At 73.1% G+C, this 26518-nt stretch carries 22 protein-coding genes; 11 read left to right on the top strand and 11 right to left on the bottom strand.

Features of this window, described 5'->3' with window-relative positions; genetic code table 11:
* From ACIBK5_RS18425 to ACIBK5_RS18440, 4 genes are all read right to left on the bottom strand, one after another.
* The gene (locus ACIBK5_RS18425; protein WP_399020874.1) at positions 1-4638 is read right to left on the bottom strand and encodes a hypothetical protein; all 4638 of its coding nucleotides are present in this window, start codon (positions 4636-4638) and stop codon (positions 1-3) included.
* Between the two features lie 43 nt (positions 4639-4681).
* On the bottom strand, positions 4682-5563 hold the full coding sequence (locus ACIBK5_RS18430; RefSeq protein ID WP_399020876.1) for a hypothetical protein: 882 nt from the start codon (positions 5561-5563) through the stop codon (positions 4682-4684).
* A gap of 175 nt (positions 5564-5738) precedes the next feature.
* Positions 5739-7265, bottom strand: coding sequence for a hypothetical protein (locus ACIBK5_RS18435; protein ID WP_399020878.1), 1527 nt, complete (start codon positions 7263-7265; stop codon positions 5739-5741).
* Positions 7266-7346: 81 nt separating this feature from the next.
* Positions 7347-8042, bottom strand: coding sequence for a GntR family transcriptional regulator (locus ACIBK5_RS18440; RefSeq protein WP_399020880.1), 696 nt, complete (start codon positions 8040-8042; stop codon positions 7347-7349).
* 171 nt (positions 8043-8213) lie between these two features.
* Between ACIBK5_RS18440 and ACIBK5_RS18445 the strand changes: the two genes are divergently transcribed.
* The 5 genes from ACIBK5_RS18445 to ACIBK5_RS18465 all read left to right on the top strand — a co-directional run bounded on the left by ACIBK5_RS18445 (position 8214) and on the right by ACIBK5_RS18465 (position 12647).
* Complete coding sequence (locus ACIBK5_RS18445; RefSeq protein ID WP_399020882.1) at positions 8214-9515, top strand: MFS transporter; 1302 nt, start codon at positions 8214-8216, stop codon at positions 9513-9515.
* Positions 9516-9604: 89 nt separating this feature from the next.
* Positions 9605-10393 carry a putative hydro-lyase gene (locus ACIBK5_RS18450; protein WP_399021279.1) on the top strand — a complete coding sequence of 263 codons (789 nt, stop codon included), beginning with the start codon at positions 9605-9607 and terminating at the stop codon, positions 10391-10393.
* Positions 10394-10408: 15 nt separating this feature from the next.
* Positions 10409-11167 (top strand): LamB/YcsF family protein, encoded by a 759-nt coding sequence (locus tag ACIBK5_RS18455; protein ID WP_399020884.1) that lies wholly within the window; start codon positions 10409-10411, stop codon positions 11165-11167.
* The gene (locus tag ACIBK5_RS18460; protein ID WP_399020886.1) at positions 11164-11781 is read left to right on the top strand and encodes an allophanate hydrolase subunit 1; all 618 of its coding nucleotides are present in this window, start codon (positions 11164-11166) and stop codon (positions 11779-11781) included. The genes ACIBK5_RS18455 and ACIBK5_RS18460 overlap by 4 nt, the downstream gene beginning before the upstream one ends.
* A complete protein-coding gene (locus tag ACIBK5_RS18465; protein ID WP_399020888.1) occupies positions 11778-12647 on the top strand; it encodes a biotin-dependent carboxyltransferase family protein in 870 nt (289 codons plus the stop codon). Before ACIBK5_RS18460 ends, ACIBK5_RS18465 begins: the two co-directional genes overlap by 4 nt.
* 165 nt (positions 12648-12812) lie before the next feature.
* Here ACIBK5_RS18465 and ACIBK5_RS18470 read toward each other — a convergent pair whose 3' ends face one another.
* The 5 genes from ACIBK5_RS18470 to ACIBK5_RS18490 all read right to left on the bottom strand — a co-directional run bounded on the left by ACIBK5_RS18470 (position 12813) and on the right by ACIBK5_RS18490 (position 18276).
* Complete coding sequence (locus ACIBK5_RS18470; RefSeq protein WP_399020891.1) at positions 12813-13679, bottom strand: SGNH/GDSL hydrolase family protein; 867 nt, start codon at positions 13677-13679, stop codon at positions 12813-12815.
* A complete protein-coding gene (locus ACIBK5_RS18475) occupies positions 13676-14854 on the bottom strand; it encodes a glycosyltransferase (RefSeq protein WP_399020893.1) in 1179 nt (392 codons plus the stop codon). Before ACIBK5_RS18475 ends, ACIBK5_RS18470 begins: the two co-directional genes overlap by 4 nt.
* Entirely contained in the window at positions 14851-15978 is a 1128-nt protein-coding gene (locus ACIBK5_RS18480; protein WP_399020895.1) for a glycosyltransferase family 4 protein, read from the bottom strand. The genes ACIBK5_RS18475 and ACIBK5_RS18480 overlap by 4 nt, the downstream gene beginning before the upstream one ends.
* Positions 15979-16164: 186 nt before the next feature.
* A complete protein-coding gene (locus ACIBK5_RS18485) occupies positions 16165-17583 on the bottom strand; it encodes a HEAT repeat domain-containing protein (protein ID WP_399020898.1) in 1419 nt (472 codons plus the stop codon).
* Between the two features lie 300 nt (positions 17584-17883).
* A complete protein-coding gene (locus ACIBK5_RS18490; protein WP_184597089.1) occupies positions 17884-18276 on the bottom strand; it encodes an ankyrin repeat domain-containing protein in 393 nt (130 codons plus the stop codon).
* Positions 18277-18574: 298 nt separating this feature from the next.
* Here ACIBK5_RS18490 and ACIBK5_RS18495 point away from each other — a divergent pair, with 298 nt between their 5' ends.
* Together ACIBK5_RS18495 and ACIBK5_RS18500 are read left to right on the top strand one after the other, a co-directional pair.
* Positions 18575-18769: a hypothetical protein gene (locus ACIBK5_RS18495; RefSeq protein WP_030843336.1), complete on the top strand. Its 195-nt coding sequence runs from the start codon at positions 18575-18577 to the stop codon at positions 18767-18769.
* Between the two features lie 52 nt (positions 18770-18821).
* Complete coding sequence (locus ACIBK5_RS18500) at positions 18822-20510, top strand: hypothetical protein (RefSeq protein WP_399020900.1); 1689 nt, start codon at positions 18822-18824, stop codon at positions 20508-20510.
* Positions 20511-20654: 144 nt separating this feature from the next.
* Here ACIBK5_RS18500 and ACIBK5_RS18505 read toward each other — a convergent pair whose 3' ends face one another.
* Positions 20655-22154: a PLP-dependent aminotransferase family protein gene (locus ACIBK5_RS18505; protein ID WP_399020902.1), complete on the bottom strand. Its 1500-nt coding sequence runs from the start codon at positions 22152-22154 to the stop codon at positions 20655-20657.
* A gap of 100 nt (positions 22155-22254) precedes the next feature.
* Here ACIBK5_RS18505 and ACIBK5_RS18510 point away from each other — a divergent pair, with 100 nt between their 5' ends.
* From ACIBK5_RS18510 to ACIBK5_RS18525, 4 genes are all read left to right on the top strand, one after another.
* The gene (locus tag ACIBK5_RS18510; protein WP_399020904.1) at positions 22255-22908 is read left to right on the top strand and encodes a YitT family protein; all 654 of its coding nucleotides are present in this window, start codon (positions 22255-22257) and stop codon (positions 22906-22908) included.
* Positions 22905-23672, top strand: a complete 768-nt coding sequence (locus tag ACIBK5_RS18515; protein WP_399020906.1) for a glycerophosphodiester phosphodiesterase — start codon at positions 22905-22907, stop codon at positions 23670-23672. The genes ACIBK5_RS18510 and ACIBK5_RS18515 overlap by 4 nt, the downstream gene beginning before the upstream one ends.
* Positions 23673-23720: 48 nt before the next feature.
* On the top strand, positions 23721-25067 hold the full coding sequence (locus ACIBK5_RS18520; protein ID WP_399020908.1) for an MFS transporter: 1347 nt from the start codon (positions 23721-23723) through the stop codon (positions 25065-25067).
* A 278-nt stretch (positions 25068-25345) separates the two neighbouring features.
* The gene (locus tag ACIBK5_RS18525; RefSeq protein ID WP_184597099.1) at positions 25346-25723 is read left to right on the top strand and encodes an RNA polymerase-binding protein RbpA; all 378 of its coding nucleotides are present in this window, start codon (positions 25346-25348) and stop codon (positions 25721-25723) included.
* A gap of 217 nt (positions 25724-25940) precedes the next feature.
* On the opposite strand, the gene fxsA is transcribed toward ACIBK5_RS18525, so the two are convergent.
* Entirely contained in the window at positions 25941-26516 is a 576-nt protein-coding gene (gene fxsA / locus ACIBK5_RS18530; RefSeq protein ID WP_399020910.1) for an FxsA family membrane protein, read from the bottom strand.
* Between the last annotated feature and the right edge of the window lie 2 nt (positions 26517-26518).

The raw sequence follows: 26518 nt of genomic DNA on the forward strand, positions 1-26518 counted from the left end.
CTAAGGCGTTGTGGACGCCGGGCGTTTGTACATTCTGGTCGCCGTGATCTCGCTGTGGACCGCCTCGCCTGCTTCGGGCTGCTGGGGCAGGCCCGGGCGGAGGTGTTCCTCGACGCTGATGTACTTCAGGCCGGCCCGCAGGTCGGCGTCGTTGCGCATGCGGATGACGAGGGGGAACTCGGCCAGCGCGGTGGTGTCGAACAGGCCCGTGGTGTAGAGGAGCTGGACACCGAGGGCGTCCGACACCGCTCGCTGGAGTTCCAGCAGGTACGTGGCATTGGCTCGGCCGATGGGGTTGTCGAGGAACAGGGTGCCGGCGTGCCGGTGCTTGTCACGGCCCCGGTCGTTCGAACGCAGCGCGGCCATCGTGCAGTACAGGGCGATGGCGGCGGTGAGGAGCTGGCCGCCGGAGAAGACGTCGCCCATCTGCCCGACGGGGACGCGCTCGGCGCGCAGCACCGCGTCGGGCTTGAGGATCTCGACGGCGATGCCCTTGGGCTGCAGCGCCGCGGCGACACCCCTCAGCAGCAGGGACATACCGTCGCGCCGCAGGTCGGAGTTCTTCTTGACGGCCGCGCGGGTCGCCTCGTCGATGACCTCGCCCAGCCGCTCGGTGAGCGTGGCCTGGTCGGGCTCCTCGAAGCGGATGCGGAGGAACTCCTGCCCCGACCACTCGCCGAGGCCCTCCGGGAGACGCGACAGCCGCTGGGCGGAGCGCAGGGTGGCCAGGGCCGACTCGACCAGGCCGCGCAGCCGGTCCACGATCGAGTCGCGGTTGCGCTCCAGTTGTTCCAGCTCGTCCGTCAGGACGCGGAGGCGGGGCGCGAAGGCGTCCGCCCACTTCTGGGCGTGCTCGGGCAGCGCGGAGGCGGGCAGTTCGCGGATCTGCTGCCGTGCCGGGGTGCGGACCTGCTCGTAGCGCGTGGAGTTGGCGTGCCGGACGAGGATGTCGCCGGCCTCGCGGACGGCGGCCTCGGCGGCGGACAGGTCGGCGGCGCAGCCGCGCAGGGAGCGGCGGGCCTCGGCGGCCGACTGCCGGGCCTCCTCCGGGGTGCCTGGGTAGGGCTCGGGCTCTTCGTGCTCCTCGTCCGTGGCGTGCTCGCGGAGCAGGTCGCGGAGCATGGCGGCGATCTCGTCGAAGCCGCCCGCCGCGTCCTCGGCGGCGCGATGGGCGTCGAGGAGTTCGGTGTGCGCCTCCCGTGCCTGGTTCAGCGCCTCGGTGTGGGAGGCGAGTTCGCCCGTGGCGGTGCGCAGCAGGGTCTGCGCGTGCTCGGCGTCGCACGGCCGCGATTCCTCGGGGAGTTCCGTGTGGGTTTCGCCGTCCTCCGGAGCGTGCCGTTCTGCCTCGCCGCGCAGCCGCCCGAGCTGCTCGCTCGCGTTCGACATACGGGTCTCCAGGAGCTGCACCAGCTCCTCGGCCCGGGCGGCGGCGGCCTGGCGGCTGGGGCCGTCGGAGCCGTCGGGGGATTCGAGGAGCTGCTCCGCGCGCGTACGGACCTTGTTGCTGAGCCGGTCCAGCTCCGCACGGGCCGCGCTCTCGTCGCTCTCCGCGCGGGCCTGCTCGGCCCGCAGGTCGGCACCCACGCCGACCTTCTCGTACACCTGGGACGCGGCCCGGTAGGCCTCGCGCAGGGCGGGCAGGGAGGCCTTCGGGGTCTGGGTCTCGTCCTCGGGTACGTCGTCGGGGGCGCCCGCGATCTCGGAGCGCTCGGCGCGCAGCGCGCGGGCGGTGCGGCGCGCGTCGTCGGCGGCGCGCTGGGCGCCACGCCGGTCCTCGTCGGCGGCGCGGGCGCGCTCCAGACAGGTCTGGGCGCCGGCCTCGGCCTCGGTCGCCTCGTCGGCCAGTTCCCGCAGCCTGACCTGCCAGCCGGCCCGCTCGCGCAGCCGGAAGGCGAGTCCGGCGAGGGCGTCGGCGGAGCGGCGGGCCTTCTGGGCGGCCTCCTGGCGCTCGTCCCGTACCCGGGCGGCCTCGGTGGCGGTCTCGTCGGCCTCGGCCCGCACCGTGCGCCCCTCGGCCAGTTCGGCCTCCGACTCCTCGGCGAACGCCCGGGTGTCCTGTGCCGCCCGGGCCAGTTCGGTGAGCCGGCCGGCGGGGCAGCCGGTGCGCCAGGAGGCGAGCCGAGCGGCCAGTTCGCGGTCCTTGCCGAGGCGGGCGGCGAGCGCGCGGATCTCCTCGTCACGCTCGGTCGCCCGGGCGCGCAGGGTCTGCCGCTCCTCGTCGGCGGCGTGCTCGTCGTGCATGGCCGGGTTCGGGGGGACGAGGAACACGTCGCCGCTGTCGGCGTCCGGGGCGGGGGCCGGGGCGAGCAGGGCGGCCGCCGTGCCCACGGCCACGGCGGAACGCGGCAGCAGCGCGGCGTCGCCCAGCGCGTCCCGGGCGCGTGCGTGGGAGTCGGGGTCGGTGATGATCACGCCGTCGACGAGTTCGGGCCGGGCAGCCAGCACGCGCGCGTGGTCGGCGGGGTCGACGGCCTGGGCGAGATAGCGCCAGCCGGGCAGCGCGGGGATGCCGTGCTCGCCGAGGTACTCGACCGTGGCCAGCACGTCCGGGCCGGGCGGCAGCAGCCCGCCGTCACCGAGCGCGCCGAGGATCCGGGAGTCGTCGGCGGCGGCCGTACGCAGGTCGAACAGCTGGCGTTCGGCGGAGCCGACGGCGTCGTCCAGCAGGTCGCGCAGGTCGTCGGCGAAGCGGTCGAGCTGCTCGGGGCTGAGCCCCTGTTCGCCGGACGCGGTCGGGAGGGCCGGCTCGCTGTCCGAGCCGTGACGGGGCTGCGGGATGCCCGGGCGGGTCTCGGAGGTGAGGCTCAGCAGCTCCACCAGCCGCTCCTCCCCCGCCAGCGCCTCGGCGGTGCGGCGCTCGGCCTCGTACGACCGCTCCGCCGCCGTGGCCGCGTCCGCCGCGCGGGCCGCGGTGAGTTCCGCGCGGGTCTCGGTGGCGGCTGCCTCGCGCGCGTGCTCCGCGGCCCGGTGGGACGCCTCGCGGGCCGCGTCCCAGGCCGCCACAGCCGTCTTCTCGGCGTCGCTGGCGGCGAGCGCCGCGCGGGCCGGGTCGGCGTCGGGTGCGCTGTCGTCGAGCCAGCCGGCCCGTACCGCCTCGGCGGTCTCCTGCTCGACCTCGGCGAGGCGCTGCTTGAGGTGCCCGACCTCGCTGCGGGCGCGCTGTGCCTCGGTGGCGGCGGCGGTGGAGTCGCGGTAGGCCGCGTCGCTGACCTCCTGGAGGGCGGCGGAGCGCTCCTCCTCCTCGTTGGCGAGGTTCTCGGCCTTACCCGCGGCCGCGTGCAGGGCCCGTACGAGATCGACGGCGGCCTTGGAGCGGGCGGCGAGCGCCGGGGCGGCGTCACGCTCCGCCTCCTGGATCGCTGCGGACACCCGGGCCACGCGGTCGGCGGCGGCGCGGTGGCGCAGTACGGCCTCGGCGGCCTGCCACGCGGAGTACAGCGTGCGGGCGTCGGCCAGTTCGCGCTTCTGCGCGGCGGCGGACTTCTCGGCTGCGGCGAGGGCCAGCGAGGCGTGCCGGTAGGCGAGCTCGGCGGAGATCAGCGCGCTGCGCTCGCGGGCTTCTTCGGCCTGTGTGACCGCGTACGCGGCGGCGGTGACCCGCTGCGCCAGGTCGGCGGCCCGGGTCCGCTCCTGGACACCGCGCGCGGACAGCCTGCGTGCCAGGTTCCGCGTACGCCGCTCGGCCCCGGCGTGGATGTCCCGCGCGCGGGTGCGCGCCTCGGTGGCCTCGACGATCCGCCCGAGCAGGTCGACCGATCCGGCGGTGAAGTCGCGTTCGGCGATCAGCTCGGCACGCCGGCCGAGCTTGTTGCCGAAGCCGCCTACCAGGTCGGCGAGTCCGTCGGTGTCACGGGTGTCGGTGACGGCACGCAGCAGCAGATCGGTGAAGTCGGCGTCCTTCTTGACCGCGAAGAGACCGGCGGCCTCGCCTTCGTCGGCGTTCATCTCCCGCTGGTAGCGGAAGAGTTCCGGGTCGAGGCCGAGATCGCCCAGGTGCTCGATCCAGCGGTCGTGGATCTCCTCCCAGTGCACCTCCAGGTGCGGGTAGGTCTTGCCCGCCTCGGTGAGGGCGTCGCGGAAGCCCTTCATGGTGCGACGCCGGCCGCGTGCGCCGGACTGTCCCTCGACCGGGGCCCGTACGGCGGTGGACTCGGCCACGGGGAGGTTGTCGAGGCTCAGTCCGGGCCCGGGCCGGAAGGAGTACCAGGCCTCGGCGAACTTCCGCGGGTCGTTGGAGACCTGCCGCCCGCGCCACTCGCTGACCTTGCCGACGACGACGCACTCGCCGGTCAGCACGTGCTGCCATTCCAGTGCGACGTGTCCGCAGTCGTCGGCGAGCAGGAACTTGCGCAGCACACCGGAGCTGGCGCCGCCGAGCGTGTTGCGGTGGCCCGGCAGCATCACGGAGAAGATGAGCTTGAGCAGCACCGACTTGCCGCCGCCGTTCTCGAGGAAGAGCACACCCGCGGGCGCGGGCCGGCGCGGCGGGCCGACGGGCTCCTCCTCGAAGAACTCCGCCTGCGTGGGCGCGGGGTCGGGCACGGCCTCGCCCACACCGCGCAGGTCAAGCACGGTGTCGGCGTAGCGCGCACCGGCGGGCCCGATGGAGTAGAGGCGGACCCGGGACAGCTCGTACATGGCGGACTCTCGTAAGTCTTCGTGAAGTCGGAGGGTGTGGGGTTCAGGAGGAGTGGAACGGCAGCCCGGCGTCGGCCACCAGCTCCAGGTCGTCGCTCTCCTCGGCGGGCAGCAGCGTCGGGGTGCCGTCGGTGACCGGGACGACGCCCAGCTCCAGCAGTTCGGCCATCGCGGCACTGCCGGCCATGTCGCGCACCTGGAGCTGGTAGCGGGCGGTGGTGCGGTACGTGCCGCCGTTGTCGTCGCCGGTGCGCTGGAGGAAGCCGGATTCGGTGAGGAAGGCGACGGCCTTGGCGACGATGCCGGTGGTCGAACCGGCGGGCCGGCGCGCGTCCTTGGTGGCCCCGGTCGCGCTGCGCCGCACCCAGATCCGCCAGGCGGCCTCCAGGCCGGGCGTGTCGGTGGCCGGGTCGGTGTTCTCGCCCTGCTCGGCGGCGCGCTCCTCCAGGCGGCGGCAGGCCTGGCGCACGAAGGCGTCGACGCCGTTGACCGTGACCCGGCCGATGTAGCCGTCGTCGGCGAGGTCCTCGGGACGCGGGAACGCCATGGCGGCGACGGCGAGATGGGCGAGTCCGTGCAGGAACCGGTCGCCGCCGTCGGCGGAGGTACGACGCGCGTAGTCGCCCATGCGAACGGCGAACACCGAGTCCTCGGCGGCGGTCACGGCCATGCCCGCGCGCGGGGACACCTCCAGCACGATCAGCCCGAGACCGGTCGCCACGGCGTCGGCGAGCCGCGCGAACGGCGGGTCCTCTCGGTACCGCCGCAGCAGGTCCGCGTACTCCTGGTCGCGGGCGGGCTGCAGCTTGGGCTGCAGCCCGAAGGACACGAGCCGCGCCGCGTCGGCGGCGTCGGCGGGGGTGACGGCGGCGGTGGCCGTCGGCGCCGGTCCCTCCGGCTCACTCCACTCGACGTGCTCGCTCACGGTCGGGGCTCCTTGTTCCTCTGGTTGTCACTCATGCCGCTGGAATTCGCTCATGCAGCTGGTACTCACTCATACCGCCGGTACACACTCATACCGCTCCAGTCCGCCGGTACACACTCATGCCGCTCCAGTCCGCCGGTACACACTCATGCCGCTCCGGTCCGTCGGTACACACTCATGCCGCTTCGGTCCGGTCCGCCGCCATCCCCGCCGCGTCCAGCAACGCCGTACCCACGATCAGATCGGCCCCGCCGAACTCCGGATCATCGAGCTCCGTCCCGTCGTCCACGGCGAACAGCAGCTTCTGCTCCCCCTGGCGATAGGCGGTGCCGACCGGCGGACTGGCGGCGTGCACGGCCAGCAGAGCCACCAGGTACGGCAGTTCGGGATCCTGCCGGCGGGCCTCGGCGAGCAGCCCGGACAGCCGGCGCGGCGCGTCGGCCGGCAGGTCGAGCAGCTCCTGCGCGGCCGCCATCTGCTCCTCGCTGAACCGGCTGTCGTCAGGTGTGGCGATGACGTCCGGCTCGGGCATCTCCGCGCCCAGATGCTCACGCTCCACCGGCGGCGTCAGCAGTATGTCGACGAGGTCCCCGACCCGGACGGACACGGGCGTGCGCAACCCGGTTCCGCGGGCGAAGAAGGCGTCCGTGACGCGGACGGCCTTCTCTAGCGACAGGGGCAGGACGGGGGCGACGAGATGGCCGTAGAGGTCGATCCCGGAGGTGGTCATCGGGGTGGCGAAGGCCTGCCGGTCCTGCTCGGCGCGGAACAGCGGTCCGGCCTCGAGCAGCCGGGACTGCAACTGCGTGTGCCGCCGAATGCAGTCCTTGACGATGTCGACGAGCTCGGCGGCCCGGCGCTTGTGCTCGGGGTCCTCGGACTCGTCACGGGCCTTGCGGATGTTGGTCAGGATCGCGTTCTCATGGCGATAGCGGTCGGCGACGTGCTCCAGGGCCTCGGCGATCATGTCGGGCACGGTGGTCAGCCAGTCCACCGCGCGCACGTTGCGCCGGGTCGCGTCGAGGGCCCTGCGCAGGGTCTCCGAGTACTGCACGGTGCGGTAGCGGGCCTGTTCGGCCGCCAGCTGGGCGTCGGCGAGCCGGCCGCGGCTGATCAGCACCTCCAGCTTGACCTCGGCGGCGATCTGCGCGCTGGTGACATCGGTGTCGAGGGCGCCGACGAGGACGTTGACCGCCTCGTCCGTCGTACGGAGATACACCGTGCCGCCGGGGCCCGGGACCTCCTCGATCAGCTTGAAGTCGTAGTCACGGCGCACATATGTGCCGTCCGCCCCGAACGTGCCGTACACCGCGCGGAAGCCGCGGTCGACGCTGCCGACGTTGATCAGGTTCTCCAGGACCCAGCGGGCCACCCGCTCGTGCTCGGCGGCGGGCCGCTGCGACGCCTGCGCGGCGATGCGCGGGATGAGGCGGGCGACGATCTGGTCGTGGTCCGCGCCCGTGTCGAAGTCCATGTTCAGCGTGACCAGGTCGATGGCCGAGAGGGCGACCTCCGCCATGCCGTACACCGAGTACTCACCCGCGAGGTTGGCCTTGCGCGCGTCCAGGTCGTGCAGCGGCGCGGTGCAGGCGAGCGCGCGCAGGCGCCGCGCCAGGCCCTCGTCGGCGGCCGGCCCCGGCGCGGGGCGCGGCCCCGCGCTGAGCTGGGGCGGAACGCTGTCCGTCGATGCAGGCGAAGTCACGGTGCACAGACTAGGTCCTGGGTCTGACAACCACCCAAACGACGCGGGTACGCCCCCCTCGACGGGCCTTCGGCGGCCCTCTCAGCCGTCCTCGCCGACCCGCCGCCGGTACACCTCGACGACCCGCTCCAGCGAGTCGTCCAGGTAGCCGGCGAGCAGACGCTCGGCCTTGCCGCGCTCCCCGCCCTGAAGAGCCTCAAGAATCGCGACATTTCGCGTGATGTACGGCTCATGCAGCCGCTGCGGCTCGTCCACCACGTGGAACGCGAGACGCAGTTCGGCGAAGACGCTGCGCATCAACTCGTCGGTGCGCTCGCTCGCGGCGAGGGCGACCAGCTCCCGGTGGAAGTGGATGTTGGCCGTACCCACCGCCTTCCAGTCACCTTCCCGGGCCGCCCGCCGCCCCTCGGCGACGGCACCGGCGAGCCCGTCGAGGCCGTAAGGCGGTTCGCCGAGGCCGCGAACGACGGCGCACTCTACGAGTCGGCGCGTGCGGTAGATGTCCTCGACGTCCTCCACGGTCAGGACCCGGACGAAGACGCCCCGGTTCAGCTCGTGGACGAGCAGGCGTTCGTGGGTGAGCAGGCGGAACGCCTCGCGCAACGTGTTGCGGGAGACGCCGAGCGCGCCGCCGATGCTGTCCTCCGACAGGCGCGTCCCGGGCGGGAAGTAGCCCTCGGCGATCCGGCTCCTGAGGATGTCCGAGACCCGTTCGGCGGTACTGGTGCGCCCCAGGAGAGCCCGGTCGTCGGCGAGGTCCTTCAGCTGCTCTGCCATGCCGGAATTCAATCGCAGATCACAAGAAGAACCAACATGGGTATTGAGGGATCGTTGAACAATCCCCTACGGTGCTGGGCACGGCGTCGCCTCCCCCACCGCGGCGCCGACCGCTTCCGCACGGCACGGCTCACCCCGAAGCACCCCCCGTCCTCCCTCTGCGAGGTGCCCATGAGCACGACCCCTCCACCGCAGGCCCTGACCGACGAGACACGCCCCGACGCGGCCGAACGCACCTCCGACGACGGGGCGTTCGGCTGGCTGCGCGCCCTCGGGCCCCGCGGCCGCCGCGCGTTCGGCGGCGCCTTCGGCGGCTACGCCCTCGACTCGTACGACTACTTCACGCTGCCGCTGAGCATGGTCGCGCTGTCCGCCTACTTCGGGCTGAACAGCGGCCAGACCGGTCTCTTCACCACGGTCACGCTGGTGGTCTCCGCGATCGGCGGCGCCCTCGCCGGCGTCCTCGCGGACCGCATCGGCCGGGTGAAGGCGCTGATGATCACGGTGATCACGTACGCCGTCTTCACCGTCGCCTGCGGCTTCGCGCCCAACTACGAGACGCTGCTGGTCTTCCGTGCCCTCCAGGGCCTCGGTTTCGGCGGCGAGTGGGCGGTCGGGGCGATCCTCGTCGCCGAGTACGCGAGCGCCAAGCACCGGGGACGCACCCTCGGCGCGATCCAGAGCTCCTGGGCCGTGGGCTGGGGCCTCGCCGTGATCGCCTACACGCTGGTCTTCTCCGTGGCCGGCGACGATCTGGCCTGGCGCATCATGTTCTGGACCGGGGCGCTGCCCGCGCTGCTCGTCATCTGGCTGCGGCGCAGTGTGCAGGACGCGCCCGAGGCCGCCGCCGCCCGTGAGCAGAGCGCGGAGAAGGGCTCCTTCAAGGCGATCTTCAAGCCGGGCCTGCTGCGTGTCACGCTCTTCTCCGTGCTGCTCTCGACCGGTGTCCAGGGCGGCTACTACACGCTGGCCACCTGGGTGCCGACGTATCTGAAGTCCGAGCGCGAGCTGTCCGTCGTCGGCACCGGCGGCTATCTGACGTTCCTGATATCGGGCGCCTTCATCGGCTACCTCACCGGCGGCTATCTCACCGACAAGCTGGGCCGCAAGCGCAACATCTGGCTCTTCGCCCTGCTGTCGGCGATCTGCATACTGGCGTACGCGAACATCCCGAGCGGCGCCAACACCCTGCTCCTGGTGCTCGGTTTCCCGCTCGGGTTCTGCATGTCGGCGATCTTCAGCGGATTCGGCTCCTACCTGAGCGAGCTGTACCCGACGGCGGTACGCGGCACGGGGCAGGGCTTCACGTACAACACCGGGCGCGCGGTGGGTGCCGTGTTCCCGACGATGGTCGGTTTCCTGGCCGACAGCTGGGGTGTCGGCGGCGCGCTGGTCTTCGGGGCGATCGGCTACGGCCTCGCGGCGCTGGCGCTGCTCGGGCTGCCGGAGACGCGCGGGAAGGAGCTCACGTGAACGGCACCGACACCGACACCCGCACCCGCGCCGCCGCCCTCACCGGCACCGACGCCCGCGCCGGGACAGAAGACCGTCCCGTCGTCCTCGTGGACGAGCACGCGCACGCGTGGAGCCCGGAAACGGCCCGCACCCGCTTCCGGGAGGGCCTGACGGGCCCCACGGCCGGGGTAGCGGCGGGCCACACCCAGGTCAACCTCATCTCGGTACCCGCCGACTGGGCCTACGACATGCTGCTGTTCTGCCAGCGCAACCCCAAGCCCTGCCCGGTCCTCGACGTCACGGACGCCGGATCCTTCACCACCGTGCTCGCCGACGGCGCGGATCTGCGCACCGACCTGCCGCGCTACCGGGTGTGGCGGGACGGCGAGCTCGTGGACGAGCCGACGGACGTGCGCGCGTACTGGCGGGACGACCTGGTGTCGTTCCTGATCGGATGCAGCTTCACCTTCGAGTGGGCGCTGAGCGAGGCGGGCGTCCCGATCCGCCATGTCGAGCAGGGCCGCAACGTCCCCATGTACGTGACCGGTCGGCAGTGCCGTCCGGCGGGGCGGCTGCACGGACCGCTGGTGGTGTCCATGAGGCCGGTGCCGCCCCGGCATCTGGCGGCGGCGATCCGCGAGAGCAGTCTGCTGCCGGCGGTGCACGGCAGCCCCGTGCACTGCGGCGACCCCTCAGCGCTCGGCGTCGACGACCTCGGCCGTCCTGACTTCGGCGACCCGGTGGACACCGAAGCGGACGACATCCCCGTGTTCTGGGCGTGCGGGGTGACCCCGCAGGCGGCCGTGATGGCCTCGCGTCCGCCGTTCGCCCTCACGCACACCCCGGGGCAGATGTTCCTCACCGACGCCCGCGACGAGCAGTACCGCGTGGCCTGACAGGAGATGCGACACGTGACCTCGATCGACCTGAACGCCGACCTCGGCGAGGGCTTCGGCCGCTGGCAACTCACCGACGACGAACGGCTGCTGTCCGTGGTCACCAGCGCCAATGTGGCGTGCGGCTTCCACGCCGGGGACGCGGCCACCATGCGCCGGGTGTGCGAGCTGGCGGCCGAGCGCGGGGTACGGATCGGCGCCCAGGTGTCCTACCGGGACCTGGCCGGGTTCGGGCGGCGCGCGATGGACGTGCCGCCCGCCGAGCTGGCGGCCGAAGTGGCCTACCAGATCGGCGCCCTGGAGGTCTTCGCCCGCGCCGCGGGCTCCCGTGTGGCCTACGTCAAACCGCACGGGGCGCTCTACAACCGGGTCGTGCACGACGAGGAGCAGGCCGCCGCGGTCGTCGAAGGGATACTCCTCGCGGATGCCGCGCTGCCCGTGCTGGGCCTGCCCGGCTCGCGTCTGCTCGACCTGGCGGGCAAGGCCGGACTGCCGGTCGTCACAGAGGCGTTCGCGGACCGCGCGTACACCGACGCGGGCACGCTGGTGCCGCGTACGCGGGACGGCGCCGTGGTCACCGACCCGGAGGCCGTCGTGGAGCGGTCCCTGGACCTGGCCCGCTCCGGCGAGGTCTCCTCCCGGTCGGGGACACGCATCGAGGTACGCGCGCGTTCCCTGTGCCTGCACGGTGACACGCCCGGCGCGGTGGAGCTGGCGCGCCGGGTGCGGGAACGGCTGGAGACGTCGGGGATCCGGGTGGAGGCCTTCGCATGAAGGTCCGGCCCGTCGGTGAGGACGCGCTGCTCGTCGAGGTCGCCTCGGGCGAAGAGGCCCAGGCCCTGCACGCGGAGCTGCTGCGACGCCGCGCGGAGGGCTCGCTGTCGGCCCGCGAGATCGTCCCCGCGGCCCGCACGGTCCTCCTGGACGGCCTCGACTCCCCCGCCCGGCTGGCCGCCGAACTGACCGCCGCCGAACTTCCGCCCTCTCCCCCACGCGCGCGTGAGGTGGTCGAGATCCCCCTGCGGTACGACGGCCCGGACCTGGCCGATGTCGCCGCGCACTGGGGCGTGCCGGAGCGGGAGGTCGCCCGTATCCACGCGGAGACGGAGTTCCGGGTCGCCTTCTGCGGCTTCGCGCCCGGCTTCGGCTATCTCACCGGGCTGCCGTCGCGCGACGACGTCCCACGCCGGGCCACCCCGCGCACGGCCGTCCCCGCCGGGTCGGTGGCCTTGGCGGGCCCGTACACCGGCGTGTATCCCCGCTCGTCGCCGGGCGGCTGGCAGCTGATCGGCACGACGGACACCGTCCTGTGGGACCACGCGCGGGTGCCGGCCGCGCTGCTGTCGCCGGGCACGCGCGTGCGGTTCGTCCCCGAGGCGGCGCCATGACGGATCGTGCCCTCGCCGTCGTACGGGCCGGGGCCCTGACCACCGTGCAGGACCTCGGCCGCCCCGGCCACGCCCATCTCGGCGTCCCCCGCTCCGGAGCCCTGGACGGGCCGGCCGCGGACCTCGCCAACCGGCTGGTCGGCAATCGGCCCGGGGCGGCCGTGCTGGAGACGACGCTCAACGGCTGTGCCGTACGCCCCCGTTCGACGGTCACGATCGCGGTGGCGGGCGCGCACTGCCGGGTCACGGTGGACGGCCGGCCCGTCCCCTGGGGTGCGCCGGTGCGCGTGCCCGCCGGGGCGCTGCTGGACGTCGGTCCGGCCGTGTCGGGCGTACGCGCGTACGTGGGTCTCTCCGGGGGCGTCGCCGTCGAGCCCGTGCTCGGCAGCCGTTCGACGGACCTGCTGTCGGGGCTCGGTCCGGCCCCGCTCACCGACGGCACGGTGCTGCCGCTGGGCCGGCCGACCGGTGTGCACGCGCGCGTGGATGTCGCCCCGCAGCCGGCGCCGCCGGCCGAACTGGTCCTGCGGGTGACCCTGGGCCCGCGCGACGACTGGTTCACGCCGGATGCCGTTCGCGCCTTCGTCTCACGCGCCTACCGGGTGTCCGCCGCCGGCAACCGCATCGGGCTGCGCACGGAGGGCCCCGCCCTGGAGCGGGCCCGGCACGGTGAACTCCCCAGCGAGGGCATGGTGCTGGGCGCGGTCCAGGTCCCGCCCGACGGCAGGCCGGTGGTGTTCCTGGCCGACCATCCGACCACCGGGGGCTACCCGGTGATCGCGGTGGTCCGAGCCACCGACCTTCCGGCCGCCGCCCAGGCGGTCCCGGGTACGCCGGTGCGCTTTGTGGCCGTACGGCGCCGGTAATCCGTCCGGACCGCACCGGCCACCGCTGAACCGTGGGGCCTCGCCCGACTGCTGATCTGTCAAGCGCCGCGTCCGGCTGCTGATCTGGCAGGCCGCGTCCGGCTGCTGATCTGGCAGGTCGCCTCCGGCTACTGATCTGGCAGGTCGCCTCCGGCTACTGATCTGTCACGCCGCGTCCGGCTGCTCCGCCACCGACAGCGCGGCCAGCGCGGCCGACACCGCCGCGGAGGCCCGCAGGTCGAGCCGGGCGCTGGTACCGCGGGCACGGTGCCGCAGTTCGTCGGCGGCCAGGGTCAGGAGCTGGGGGAGCAGGTCGGTGCACCGGCGCGCCACCCATCCGGTGCCGGCCGTGGCCAGCCACCACAGGCTCGCCGACTTCGTCGGAACGGGGAAGTCGGGCTCGGGCGAGGGCGCGGGCCCCGTCGCGAGGCCGTGCTCCGCGAGCAGCGCGTGGAAGCGCAGGGCCAGCTGCCGGTGTCCCCGCTCGCCGGGGTGCAGCCGGTCCGCGCTCCACATGGCGCGGTCCGTGGTCCAGTCGCCCTCGCACGCGTGCAGATGCAGGGCTTCGTACCGGTCGGACAGGGCATGGACGACCGCGTTCACGGCCCGTTGCCGCCGCGCCAGCGGGTGGGCCAGCGCCCCCGGCAGACCCAGCATCGTGCCCGGGTCGGGCAGACACGCGGTGAGCAGGACCGCGCCCTGCTCGGCGCAGGCCTGGTACACGCGGTCGAGCCGGGCCGCCACGGCCTGGATGTCGAAGGTGCAGCGCAGGGTGTCGTTGACGCCGACGACGACGGACACGAGCTCGGGCCGCAGCTCGAGCGCGGCGGGCAACTGCCGCTCCAGCACGTCCCTGGTCTGCGCCCCGCTCACCGCGAGGTTGGCGAACCGGGCCGGCCCCTCGGCGAGCCCGTCGGCGAGCAGCGCGGCCCAGCCGCGCCACCCCTCGCCGACGGGATCGCCGACGCCCTCGGTCAGCGAGTCGCCGAGGGCCACGAAACGCGGGGCTCCCGCGAGCCGCGGGGGTCTCATGCCACGCCTCCGGGCACGTACGGGCGCACGGGGACGGCCGCGTCGTGTGCGGCGAGGAAGGCGTCGACCGCGGCGTTCCAGCCGAAGCACTCCGCACGCGCGCGTGCGGCCTCGCGCCGGTCCGCCTCCAGGCCTTCCAGCAGCAGGTCCACGGCGTCCGCGAAGGCCTCCCCGTGGTCCGCCGCGACGGACCCGGCGGAGCCGATCACCTCGGACAGCGCGGACGACGCGCTGGCCACCACGGGCGTGCCGCACGCCATGGCCTCCAGCGCGGCGAGCCCGAAGGTCTCGGCGGGCCCCGGCGCCAGGGCGACATCGGCGGACGCCTGGAGCGCGCCGAGCAGCCCGCGGTCCGTGACATGCCCGAGGAAGGTGACCGGCAGGGCGCTCTCGCGTGCCCGCTGTTCGAGCCGTGCGCGCAACGGACCGTCGCCCGCCACCACCAGCACCGCCCGTCGCCCGCGCCGCCGTAGCGTCTCCAGGGCGTCCAGCGCCGTGCCGGGCCGCTTCTCCACGGACAGCCGTGAGCACATCACCAGCAGCGTCTCGTCCCCGCGCGCGTGCCGCGCCCGCAGCTCCGGATCGCGCAGCGCCGGGTGCCGCTGCACCAGGTCGACGCCCAGCGGGGCCCGGACGACGTTGCGTGCCCCGATCCGCACGAACTCCCGCTCGGCGAACTCGGTGGTGCACACCACGCGCGCGTAGGTGTGGGCCGTACGGACGTTGAGGGCGTCGGCGGCACGCCGGGCGGCACCCTCGGGCAGGCCCCAGGTGCGCAGCACTCCGTCGGCGGTCTCGTGGGAGACCATCACGGCCGGGACCCGGGCGCGCCGCGCCCACTTGCCGGTCCACCTGAGGGTCGTACGGTCGGACACCTCGAGACGGTCCGGCGCGAGTTCCTCCAGGAGCCGGGCCACCCGCCGCTTGTCGGCGAGGACGCGGTAGCCGCCGGTGCCGGGCAGCAGCGGCCCGGGGAGGGTGATCACCCTCCCCTGCTCGGTCTCGCGGTCGCTCGTCCGTTCGCCGGGGACGACGAGGACGGGCTGGTGCCCCGCCTCCTTGAAGCCCCTGCCGAGTTCCCGCAGGGCGGTGCGCAGACCGCCGGACGCGGGGGCGACGAAGTTGGCGAGCCGGACGATCCGCAGCGACTGGCCGGTCCCGTTCCGCGCGCTCATGCCGCCACCGCCGTCCTGCGTCCGGCGAGCACGTTCGCGTAGTGCCCGATCAACTGGTCGCCGACGGCCGCCCAGGTGCGGCCCTCGACCGTGGCGCGTCCGGCGGCGCCGAAGGCGGCCCGCAGCCCGGGATCGGCGGCCAGGGACCGCACCGCGTCCCGTACGGCACTCGCGTCGCGCGGCGGCACGAGCAGCCCGGTCCGGCCGTGCGCGACCAGGTCCAGCGGCCCGCCCGCGGCGGGCGCCACGACCGGCAGACCGCTGGCCATGGCCTCCTGCACGGTCTGGCAGAAGGTCTCGAAGGGGCCCGTGTGCGCGAAGACGTCGAACGAGGCGAAGACCCGAGCGAGATCGTCACCGGTCCGGCGGCCGAGGAAGACAGCGCCGGGCAACGCCTGCTCCAGGCCGGGCCGGCTGGGGCCGTCGCCGACGATCACGACCCGCACACCCTCCAGGCCGCAGGCACCGGCGAGGAGTTCGACCTGCTTCTCGGGGGCGAGCCGGCCGACGTAGCCGACGATCAGCTCGCCGTTGGGGGCCAGCTCGCGGCGCAGGGCCTCGTCGCGGCGGTCCGGCCGGAAACGTTCGGTGTCCACACCGCGCGGCCACAGCCTGACCCGGGGCACACCGTGCGTCTCCAGGTCCTTCAGGGCAGCGCTGGACGGGGCGAGGGTGAGGTCGGCGGCGCCGTGGACGGAGCGGATGCGCCGCCAGGCGGCGGCCTCTCCTGCGCCCATGTACGTACGGGCGTATCCGGCCAGGTCGGTCTGGTAGACGGCGACGGCGGGGATGCCGAGGCGGGCGGCGGCGGCCATGCCGCGCACGCCGAGGACGAAGGGGCTGGCGAGGTGGACGACATCGGCACGGTGCTCGATGAGGGTGGCGGCCAGGCGGCGGCTGGGGAGGGCGACGCGGACCTGGGGGTAGCCGGGGAGCGGGAGGGAGGGGACGTGGACGACGCGGCACGGCGCGGAGGCGTCGGGCTTGTTCCCGGGCGCCGGGGCCGGGGCCACGACGACGGGGGTGTGACCGCGATCGACGAGGTGCCGGGCGGTCTGGAGCGCGCAGTGAGCCACGCCGTTCACGTCGGGGGGAAAGGATTCGGTCACGATGACGACACGCATACCGGTGTTGTCGCCGGGCCGGACGTGGCCGCGTCAACGTGGATCTTTCCGAACGAGGAACGTCCTATGAGCGTTCTGAGGTGCACCCGCGCAGGTCAGGCCGCGTCCATACGCTCCTGACCCGTGAGTCACCCCGCGTTCACCCGGACGGCCTGAATCCACCCTGGCGTCCTGCCGGAGGGGGGTTCACACAGCGGTCTCCTCAGGACCGATCCGGCTGCGTACGGCCGTCTGGACCTCGGCCTCCTCGGCCGGGTCTGCGGCGAGCCGGCGCAGTCGCTCCACGACCCGGGTGTCGCCGGTCTCGGCGTGCCGGGCGGCGATCTCGCGGGTGGTCTCCTCGCAGTCCCACAGGCATTCGACGGCGAAGCCGGTGGCGAAGGAGGGGTCGGTGGCGGCGAGGGCCCGGGCGGCCCGGCCGCGCAGATGGGAGGAGGCGGTCTCGCGGTAGACGTGGCGGAGCACGGGTGCGGCGCAGGCGATGCCGAGCCGTCCGGTGCCGTCGACCAGGGTCCACAGGGTCTGCGCGTCGGGGCCTTCGCCGCGCACCGCCTCCCGTAGCGCCGCGAGGACCAGGTCCCGGTCGTGCACCCCGCCCAGACAGGCGAGGACGCGTCCGGCGGCGGCTCCCAGCTCGTCGGGCCGGTGTGCCCAGCCGCGCGCCCGGTCCACCGCCGTGAGACTGCGCATCCGTTCGAAGGCGTCGACGGCGGCCTCCACGACGACCGTCGAGCCGGTGGCCACGGCGGCCTCGATCAGATCGAGGGCGTCGGGATCGTTGCCGTCGGCGAGATAGCGCAGGGCGGTGCACCGGGCTCCGTCGCCGCCGTCCTTCGCGGCCTGGACGATCTCGGCGCGGTCCTCGGGCCCTGCCACGGCGGTGAGGCAGCGGGCGGCCGGGACATGCAGTGCGGCACCCCGGTCGAGGCCCTGCTGGGCCCATTCGAAGACGGCCTGCACGCTCCAGCCCGGACGCGGACCCGTCGGCCGCATCTGCCGCTGCCAGCGGTCGAAACTGCCGGTCTCATGGGCGGCACGCACACGTGTGGCGATGGATTCGCGCGGATCCTCGGCCCACAGCCGCCACGGCCGGGGCTCGAAGGCGTCGCGGACGGTGGCGGCCAGCTCGGCCTCGCCCTCCGCATCGGCCGGGAACCGGGCGAGGACGGGCGCGGCGAGGGCCCGCAGGCCGGCGTCGTCGTCCCTGAGGGCGAGTTCGTCGAGGGCCCAGGCCCAGTTCGAGCCGTGGGCGGCGTACCTGCGCAGCAGTTCGAGCGCGTCCCGCCTGCCGTAGGAGGCGAGGTGCCCGAGGACGGCGAGAGCGAGCCCGGTGCGTGACTCCTCGGTGTCGAGGACGTCCTCGGCGTCGAAGAGATGGGCCTGGATCGCGTCCAGCTCGCCGTTCAGGTCGAGGTAGAGGCGGGCGTAGTAGAGGGAGCGGTTCTCCACCTGCCAGTCGTGGCGGGGATCGCGCAGCACACAGTGGTTCAACGCCGCGAGCGCCTCGGGGCGCGGGGCGGTGAGCGCGTGCAGCGTGCCGTCACCGCGGCCCCGCTGGAGCAGGCCGAGCAGCGTACCGCTGGGCGCTATGACCGGATCGAACATGGGAAACAGCCTCACATCAAGCGTCGACGCAACCGGGGACGTGTACTACCTGGCCGCGCGACAACACGTCGGAGTGCCCGCCGTTTCCTGCTTGCTGTAGACCATCTTCCTCTGCCTCTCGTCGGTGGCCCCTGCGGACCGCGTCACGGCCCGCGCGGTGCGGCAACACCTGCCCAACCATCACGTCCGTGAACCACGTCGTCATGATGACTCGGCTGTTCCGTCTGCCGCGACCGAAATTTCGGCGGCCCTGTACCGCCTCCCCCGTTTTCTGTGTCGTTCCAGGTCAGACTGGTCGGCTCAGCGCTCGCCGAACAGTTCGAGCAATTCCGTCCGGCCGAACATCCGGGCCGTGTCGACGGCCGAGGGCGTGCCGGCGGACGGGTCGGCGCCGCCTTCCAGGAGGGCCTTGATCACGTCCGTCTCGCCTTTGAAGGCCGCTCCCGCGAGCGGGGTCTGGCCTCGGTCGTTCACCCGGTCGGCCTCGGCACCGCGGGCGAGCAGCGCGCGCACCGCGTCGGAGTGGCCGTGATAGGCGGCGAGCATCACGAGCGAGTCGCCGCGGTCATTGGTGAGGTTGGCCGGAACACCCGCGTCGACATACGCCACGAGCGCCTCGGTCCGTCCCCGCCGGGCCAGATCGAAGATCTTGGTCGCCAGCTCCACGACCTCGGGGTCGGGGACTTCGGTCATCGGCCGGACCGCCTCTCCACTGCTCATCACGCCGGGTGCGCACGTCTGCGAGCGGTGCAGCCGTACGAGTGAATCGCCAGGGTACTGGCTCGCGCGGCACATGACCCGATGTGCCCGAGGTAAAGATCACCACAGCACCGGGCGGGCACAACACCCCAGCTCGACCGGTTCCGGAACCACGCCGCAGCCTGGGAGAAACCACCCGATTTCCACCCAGTTGCACCTTTTATCGTATGGATACATCCTGTGAGCCTGGAAGTACTCATGGTGACTGTCCCCGCGAACCAGGAGAACCCAAATGATCCTCTCCATCTCAGGCGTGGTCCTGCTCGGCATCGTCGTCTTCATCTTCTTCCGCAAGGACGGCCTCAAGGCGTCGCACGCCGTGGTCGCGATGCTCTTCGGCTTCTACCTGGCCAGCACGGCCATCGCCCCGAGCATCAAGGCAGGCGGCGAGAGCCTGGCGAGCCTCCTGGGCGGAATCAAGTTCTGACGGCCCCGCACCCCGTACGCATCCCGCCCGTAGGCACCCTCTGGAGGCAGCAGTGGCCCGGCGCCCCCTCCCCCGCATTCTGAGCAACGGCAGCGCGCAGCTCGTCCGGAGCCGGGAGCTGGCCCGAACGGCCGCCGACAGCGCCACCGACGTCCTCCATCCGCTGATCACGATCACGCGCGGTCTGCGCCGGCTGGCAGCGGCCGGACGGCGCAGGTGGAGAGAGACACCCAAGGAGAAACGGGGAGCGCTGCTGTTCCTGGTGGCCTCCGTCATCCTCGTCGTGGCCCTGATGCCGTACGGACCGCTGCTCGCCGCCATCACCCTGATGGCGGCGGCCGCATGGCAGGGCCGGGAACGGGCCGCGTCGGCGTCCGACGGGCCCGACGAGTCGCAGAGCCAGCGCCTGCAGTCCCTGTACGAGGCGCTCGTGCCGTACTTCTCCACCGCCGAGGACCCCGAGCCGCTGTACTCCCACGGCGGCACCTGGGAGAAGGCCTTCCCCACCTACGCCTTCGACGGCACCGGCCGCATCTCGCACCTGGTGCTCCACTACCCCGCGTACTTCGCCGACGGCGAGACAGAGTCCCGTGCCCGGATCGAGGGCCTGCTCGCGGCCAAGTCGGGCAAGGGACGTGAGTACCACTTCGCGTGGGAAGAGGAGGGCAACCAGTTGACGGTCAGCGTGCTCATGCCGCTCGCCGTCGACATCGCCGCCCAGCGCTTCGTCACCGCTCCGGGCGAGACGGTCCTCGGCTTCACCGACCCCACCCGGGTCCAGCGCACCCTCCCCCTGGCCTCCGGCGAACAGCGGCGGGACGTGCCCCCGGTCCTCTGGCGCACGGGCCTGCGCTCCACCGAGCCCCATCTGCTCGCCCTCGGCCAGCCGGGCACCGGCACCTCGACCCTGCTGCGGTCCATCGCCCTGCAGGCCCTCCAGCACGGCGACGTGGTGATCGTCGACGGCGGCGGCACCGGCGAGTACGCCTGTCTGACCGGCCGGGACGGCGTCCTGGCCGTCGAATGCGGCCTCCCCGGGGTGCTGGCGAGCCTGGAGTGGGCCGCGACGGAGACCGAGCGCCGGCTGATCGCCGCCAACCGTGCCCACCAGGAGGGCCAACCGCCGCCCGACGACACCAAGCGTCCCCTGTGGATCCTCCTGGACCGTCCCACGGCGTTCACCCACCTGGCCGCCGCGCAGGACCGCAAGGACCCGCAGTCCCTCCTCCAGGTCCCGCTCCGGCACGGCCGCCCGGCGAACGTGACGGTGGTCGTGGCCGAGCAACTGGACACCATGGACGCCCTCGGCGAACCGGTGCGCCAGCACACACGCGCGCGCGTGGTCCTCGGCCCGGCGACGGCCGAGCAGCTCGAGTCCGTACTGGGCGCGCCCCCGCACACCACCCCCGTCGACGAGGTCCCGCCCGGCCGCGGCTACGCCCGCCTCGGTCTGGGCCCGGTCCACCGCCTCCAGGTCCCGGCCACGCCGAACCCCTACGACGACGCCACGTCCGACGCCCACCGTCAGGCGGTGCTGGACCTGCTCCCGCCGCGCACGACACCGGCGGACGGGGAGACGGTCCCCGAGCCGGAGGGGACGGAGGCGGAGCCGCTCACGACGGGTCCGAAGCCGGAACCCGCGCCTGATCCGGTACCGGTCCTGACGAAGCCGAAGGACTCGATTCCGAATCCGGTACCGGTTCTGACGAAGCCGGCGAAGACGAAGGCGAAGGCGACCTAGCCACACCAGGCGACCTAGCCACGCCAGACGCCCCCGACCACGCCAGGTGCCTGACCACGCCAGACGCCCCGACCACGCCAGACATCCTGACCAGGCCAACAGTCCCCACCACGCCAGGCATCCTGGCCACGCCGGCGCGGAGCGCTACGCCACGAACGTCCGCGGCGCCTCTCCGGCCCCCGCGCCGCCCTCCTCCACGATCCGCGCCGCCGCGGCCAACCGCACGGCCGCCTCCTCGGCCACCGCGCCTCCCACGGTGAACGGCAGCCGCACATACCCCTCGAACGCGCCGTCCACGCCGAACCGGGGCCCGGACGGCACCCGCACCCCGACCCGCTCCCCCGCCTCGGCGAGCCGCGACCCGGAGAGCCCTCCGGTCCGCACCCACAGCGTCAGACCGCCCCGGGGCACCTCGAACTCCCACCCGGGCAGCTCCCGCCGCACGGCAGCCACGAGTTCGTCGCGGTTCTCCCGGGCCTGCTCCCGCCGCACCTCCACGGCCTGCTCCCAGCCCCCCGTCCCGAACAGCCAGTTGACGGCCAGCTGCTCCAGCACGGGAGTGCCGAGGTCGGCGTAGGCCCGCGCGGCGACCAGACTGCGGATCACGTCCGGCGCGGCCCGCACCCAGCCGATGCGCATCCCGGCCCAGAACGCCTTGCTCGCCGACCCCACCGTGATCACCGTGGACCCGGCCCGGTCGAAGGAACACACCGGCTTCGGCATGCTCACCTCCGGGTCGAGCCACAGCTCGCTCATCGTCTCGTCGGCGATCAGCACGGTCCCCGCGGAGCGCGCCGCGTCCACCAGTTGCCGCCGCTGGTCCTCGGCGGCGAGCGCACCGGTCGGGTTGTGGAAGTCGGCGACGACGTACGCGATCCGGGGCGCGGCGTCCCGCAGGACCTGCCGCCAGCGGTCCATGTCCCAGCCGGTCAGCCCCTCGGCCATCGCGACGGGCACCAGCCGGGCCCCGGCCTCCCGCATCAGCTGGAGGATGTTGGCGTACGAGGGCGACTCGACGGCGATACGCTCGCCCCGCCCGGCGAACAGATGGCAGATCGCGTCGATCGCGCCCATCGCCCCGGTCGTCACCATGATCTGCTCGGGCATGGTCGGGATCCCGCGCGCGGTGTACCGCTCGGCGATCATCGACCGCAGCGCCGGCAGCCCGGCGGGGTAGTCGCCGTGCGTGTGCGCGTACGGCGGCAGTTCCTCCAGGGCGCCCTGCACGGCACGGGTCAGCCACGGCTCGGGGGCCGGCAGCGCCGCACAGCCCAGGTCGATCATCGAGCCGAGGGTCTCGGGCGGCAGCGGTTCAAGGCCTCGCGCGGGCAGCGGGTTCCCGGCCGGTACGGCGGTCCAGCTGCCCGCGCCGCGCCGGGACTCCAGGAAGCCCTCGCCGCGCAGCGCCTCGTACGCGGCGGCGACCGTCGTACGGCTGACGGACAGGGAGAGGGCGAGTTCCCGCTCGGCGGGCAGCCTGGCGGCCACCGGGACCCGTCCTTCGAGCACCAGCAGGCGGATGCCGTCGGCGAGCGCGCGGTAGGCGGGCGGGCGGCGTGTGCCCGGTCCTGCCGGGCGCTCCTGCTGGGAGTTGAGCAGCCGGGCGAGCTGCGCCGCACCCACGGCCGAAGTCCACTGAGCCATCGGAATCAGTCCACCTTCCCCGGATTGGCCATGGATGACCTCTCCATCCAAGCCACAGGGTGTCATGCATCAGTCCACTGACACCACAGGGGAGCACATCATGTCCACGCGGCGCCATCTCACCCGGCGGCTGACGCAGCTCTACGCCGGTCTCGCGCTGTACGGCGCGAGTTCGGCGCTGCTCGTCCGGTCGGGGCTCGGGCTGGAGCCGTGGAACGTGCTGCACCAGGGCCTCGCCGAGCGGACGGGGCTGTCGATCGGCGTGGTGCTGACGATCGTGGGCGCGGCGCTGCTGCTCATCTGGATCCCGCTGCGTCAGCGGCCGGGCCTCGGCACGGTCTCCAACGTGCTGGTCATCGGCATGGCCATGGACGCGACGCTGGCCCTGGTGCCCGACGCGCAGGGCCTGGTGGTGCGCGTGACGCTGATGGTGGCGGGGATCGTCCTGAACGGCGCGGCGACCGGCCTGTACATCGCGGCGCGCTTCGGCCCGGGTCCGCGCGACGGCCTGATGACGGGCCTGCACCAGCGCACGGGGCTCTCGATCCGCCTGGTGCGCACGGCCATCGAGTTCACGGTCGTGGCGACGGGCTTCGCCCTGGGCGGCACCGTCGGCATCGGCACCCTGCTGTACGCGGTCTCGATCGGCCCGCTCGCCCAGCTGTTCCTGCGTGTGTTCGCCGTCCCTGCGGCATCCGGCGGCAGCACGGTCGTTGCCACCGGTCAACCCCGAGGAGCGATACTGCGTCCGTGACCCCGCGGATACGCCATCCCTATCTCGACCACCCCGGCCCGATCGCCTTCGCCCACCGGGGCGGGGCGGCTGACGGCCTGGAGAACACCGTGCGGCAGTTCCGGTGCGCCGTCGAGGCGGGCTATCGGTACATCGAGACCGACGTCCATACGACCCGGGACGGAAAACTCGTCGCCTTCCACGACGCGACCCTGGACCGGGTGACGGACGGCGCGGGCCGGATCGCGGACCTGCCGTGGCACGACGTACGGCACGCGCGCGTGGCGGGCGAGGAACCGCTGCCCCTCTTCGAGGAGCTGCTGGAGACCTTCCCCGAGGTGCGCTGGAACGTCGACGTCAAGGCGGAGGCCGCCCTGCTGCCCTTCCTGGACCTGGTCGGGCGGACGGGCTCCTGGGACCGGATCTGCCTCGGCTCGTTCTCCGAGGCACGCGTGGTGCGCGCCCAGCGGCTGGCCGGCCCGCGCCTGGCCACGTCGTACGGCACCCGGGGCGTGCTCAATCTGCGGCTGCGCTCCTGGGGACTGCCCGCGGCGGTGCGCCGCTCGGCGGTCGCCGCCCAGGTCCCCGAGATGCAGTCCGGCATCCAGGTCGTGGACCACCGCTTCCTGCACGCCGCCCACGCCCGCGGGCTCCAGGTGCACGTGTGGACCGTCAACGACCCCGAGAGCATGCACCGGCTTCTGGACCTGGGGGTGGATGGCATCATGACCGATCACATCGACACGTTGCGCAAGGTCATGGAGGACCGCGGCGTCTGGGTCTGACACCGCGCCCCGCCGCCTCCGCGCGTTCACGGGGAAGCGAGGGCACGGGTGGGCACCGACACCCTGCGGACACCGCAGGACGACGGGGCGGCTGATCTCAGACGCGAGCAGCGCGGCTGGTACTTCTACGACTGGGCGTGCTCCGTCTACTCGACGAGCGTGCTCACCGTCTTCCTGGGCCCCTATCTCACCTCGGTCGCCGAGTCGGCGGCCGATGCCGACGGGTACGTCCACCCCCTCGGGATCCCGGTGCGCGCCGGGTCCTTCTTCGCGTACTCGGTGTCCCTGTCGGTGATCGTGGCCGTGCTGGTGATGCCCCTGGTGGGCGCCGCCGCCGACCGCACCGGCCGCAAGAAGCCCCTCCTCGCGATCGCCGCCTACACGGGCGCCACGGCCACGGCGGCCATGTTCTTCCTGGACGGCGACCGCTATCTGCTCGGCGGGGCCCTGCTGGTCGTCGCGAACGCGGCACAGTCCGTGGCGATGATGCTCTACAACTCCTACCTGCCGCAGATCGCCCCGCCCGAGCAACGGGACGCGGTCTCCTCCCGCGGCTGGGCCTTCGGCTACGCGGCGGGATCGCTGGTCCTCGTCGTCAATCTCGTCCTCTACACGGGGCACGAGAGCTTCGGCATCTCCGAGAGCACGGCAGTCCGCATCTGCCTGGCGTCGGCCGGTCTGTGGTGGGGCGCGTTCGCCCTCATTCCGCTCCGGCGGCTGCGCGACCGCAGGTCCGCCGCGCGCGAGGCGGCCCTCCCCGGCTTCCGGCAGCTCGCGGCGACCGTCCGCGACATGCGCCGCCACCCCCTGACCCTGGCCTTCCTGCTCGCGTACCTCGTCTACAACGACGGCGTCCAGACGGTGATCTCCCAGGCCTCGGTCTACGGCTCCAAGGAACTGGGCCTCGGGCAGTCCACCCTGATCGGCGCCATCCTGCTGGTGCAGGTGCTGGCGGTGGCGGGCGCACTGGCGATGGGCCGGCTGGCCCGGACCTACGGGGCGAAGCGCACGATCCTCGGTTCGCTGGTCGCCTGGACGGTGACGCTGGCGGCCGGATACTTCCTGCCGGCCGGGGCGCCGGTGTGGTTCTTCGTCCTGGCCGCCGGGATCGGCCTGGTCCTCGGGGGCAGCCAGGCGTTGTCCCGCTCCCTGTTCTCCCATCTCGTCCCGCCCGGGAAGGAGGCCGAGTACTTCTCCGCGTACGAGATGAGCGACCGCGGCATGAGCTGGCTCGGGCCGCTGCTGTTCGGGCTCACCTACCAGCTGACCGGGAGCTACCGGGACGCGATCATCTCGCTGGTGGGCTTCTTCGTCATCGGTTTCGTGCTGCTCGCCCGGGTACCCGTGGGGCGTGCGATCCGCGAAGCGGGGAATCCGGTTCCGGACAGGATTTAGCACTCGGCGCGAAAGGGCTGTAGTGTACGCGTTTGGCCTGCCAGGCGTACCGTTACTGCGCGTCAAAGATGCCGAAACGCTAGGTTACATCTGCTAGCAGATGTGACAAACCGGGCGCTGGTGGGTACTGCAAGGGTTGACAAGGCTGCGGCTACGACGGCGACGCATGACCCGGAACGGGACTCGGAACGGGAATCTTTACCGCCGACCGGACGTTGACCGGATGACGACGACAGCGACACCTGTCCTGTGGGCGACAAGCCCGGGAGGCACGATTCATGAGTGAGCGAGCTCTTCGCGGCACGCGCCTCGTGGTGACCAGCTACGAGACGGACCGCGGCATCGACTTGGCTCCGCGCCAGGCCGTGGAGTACGCATGCGAGAAGGGGCACCGGTTCGAGATGCCCTTCTCGGTCGAGGCGGAGATCCCGCCGGAGTGGGAGTGCAAGGTCTGCGGGGCCCAGGCACTCCTCGTGGACGGCGATGTCCCGGAAGAGAAGAAGGGCAAGCCCGCGCGTACGCATTGGGACATGCTGATGGAGCGGCGCACCCGTGAGGAGCTCGAAGAGGTCCTTGAGGAGCGCCTGGCGGTGCTGCGCTCCGGTGCGATGAACATCGCGATTCATCCCCGGGACAGCAGCCGCAAGTCGGCCTGACCCTCCGGGCCGGCCGAACAGCGCATCAAAACCGCGGGCGCCGTACGTCACGTACGGCGCCCGCGGTTTTGTCGTGCTCGTGTGCGCGCACCTCGCGTGTGCATGTCGGCCGCCCGGAGCGTGTATCTGACGGCCGCCCGGAGCGTGTGCCTGACGGCCGCCCGGAGCGTGTATCTGACGACCGCCCGAAACGTGTGCCCGACGGCCGCCCGGACGCTCAGTGCGTCAGCGGCGGGCGCGGCTCCCTCGGGGCGTCGCCCGGCTCGTCCCTGATGACCTCGCCCTGGACGACCTTGCCGTCGGGCCGGTGCATACGGGCCTGCTGGAACGCACCGCCCAGGGTGCCCGCGTCGGCCTCGCGGAGCTTGCGCTCGAAGGTGCGCTCGGCGGAGCGGCTCACGGCCTTCTGGACCGGCGGCAGCAGCAGAAGCAGCCCCACCGCGTCCGACACCAGACCGGGGATGATCAGCAGCAGACCGCCCAGCATCATCAGGCCGTTGCCCTCGCTGTTCGGCCGGGCCGCCGCCGGCATCGCGCCGCTCTGCTCCTGTTGCAGCGCCTCGGAGAGCTTCCGGAAGGCGCGCCGGCCGGCTCGCTTGATCACGACCGAGCCGAGGACGAGGCCGGCGAGCAGGACGAGGAAGACCACCAGCCCGCTGGACGCCCCCGCGACCACCGTGAGCAGCCAGATCTCCAGCACGAGCCATGCGGCGATCCCCAACGGCAGGAACGTGCGCAGCCGGGAGCGGCGCGGCCGGGCAGGGGTACTGGGGGTCTGAGCGCCAGTCGTCATGC

Source organism: Streptomyces sp. NPDC050546, from assembly GCF_044457425.1.
Taxonomy (GTDB): Bacteria; Actinomycetota; Actinomycetes; order Streptomycetales; family Streptomycetaceae; genus Streptomyces.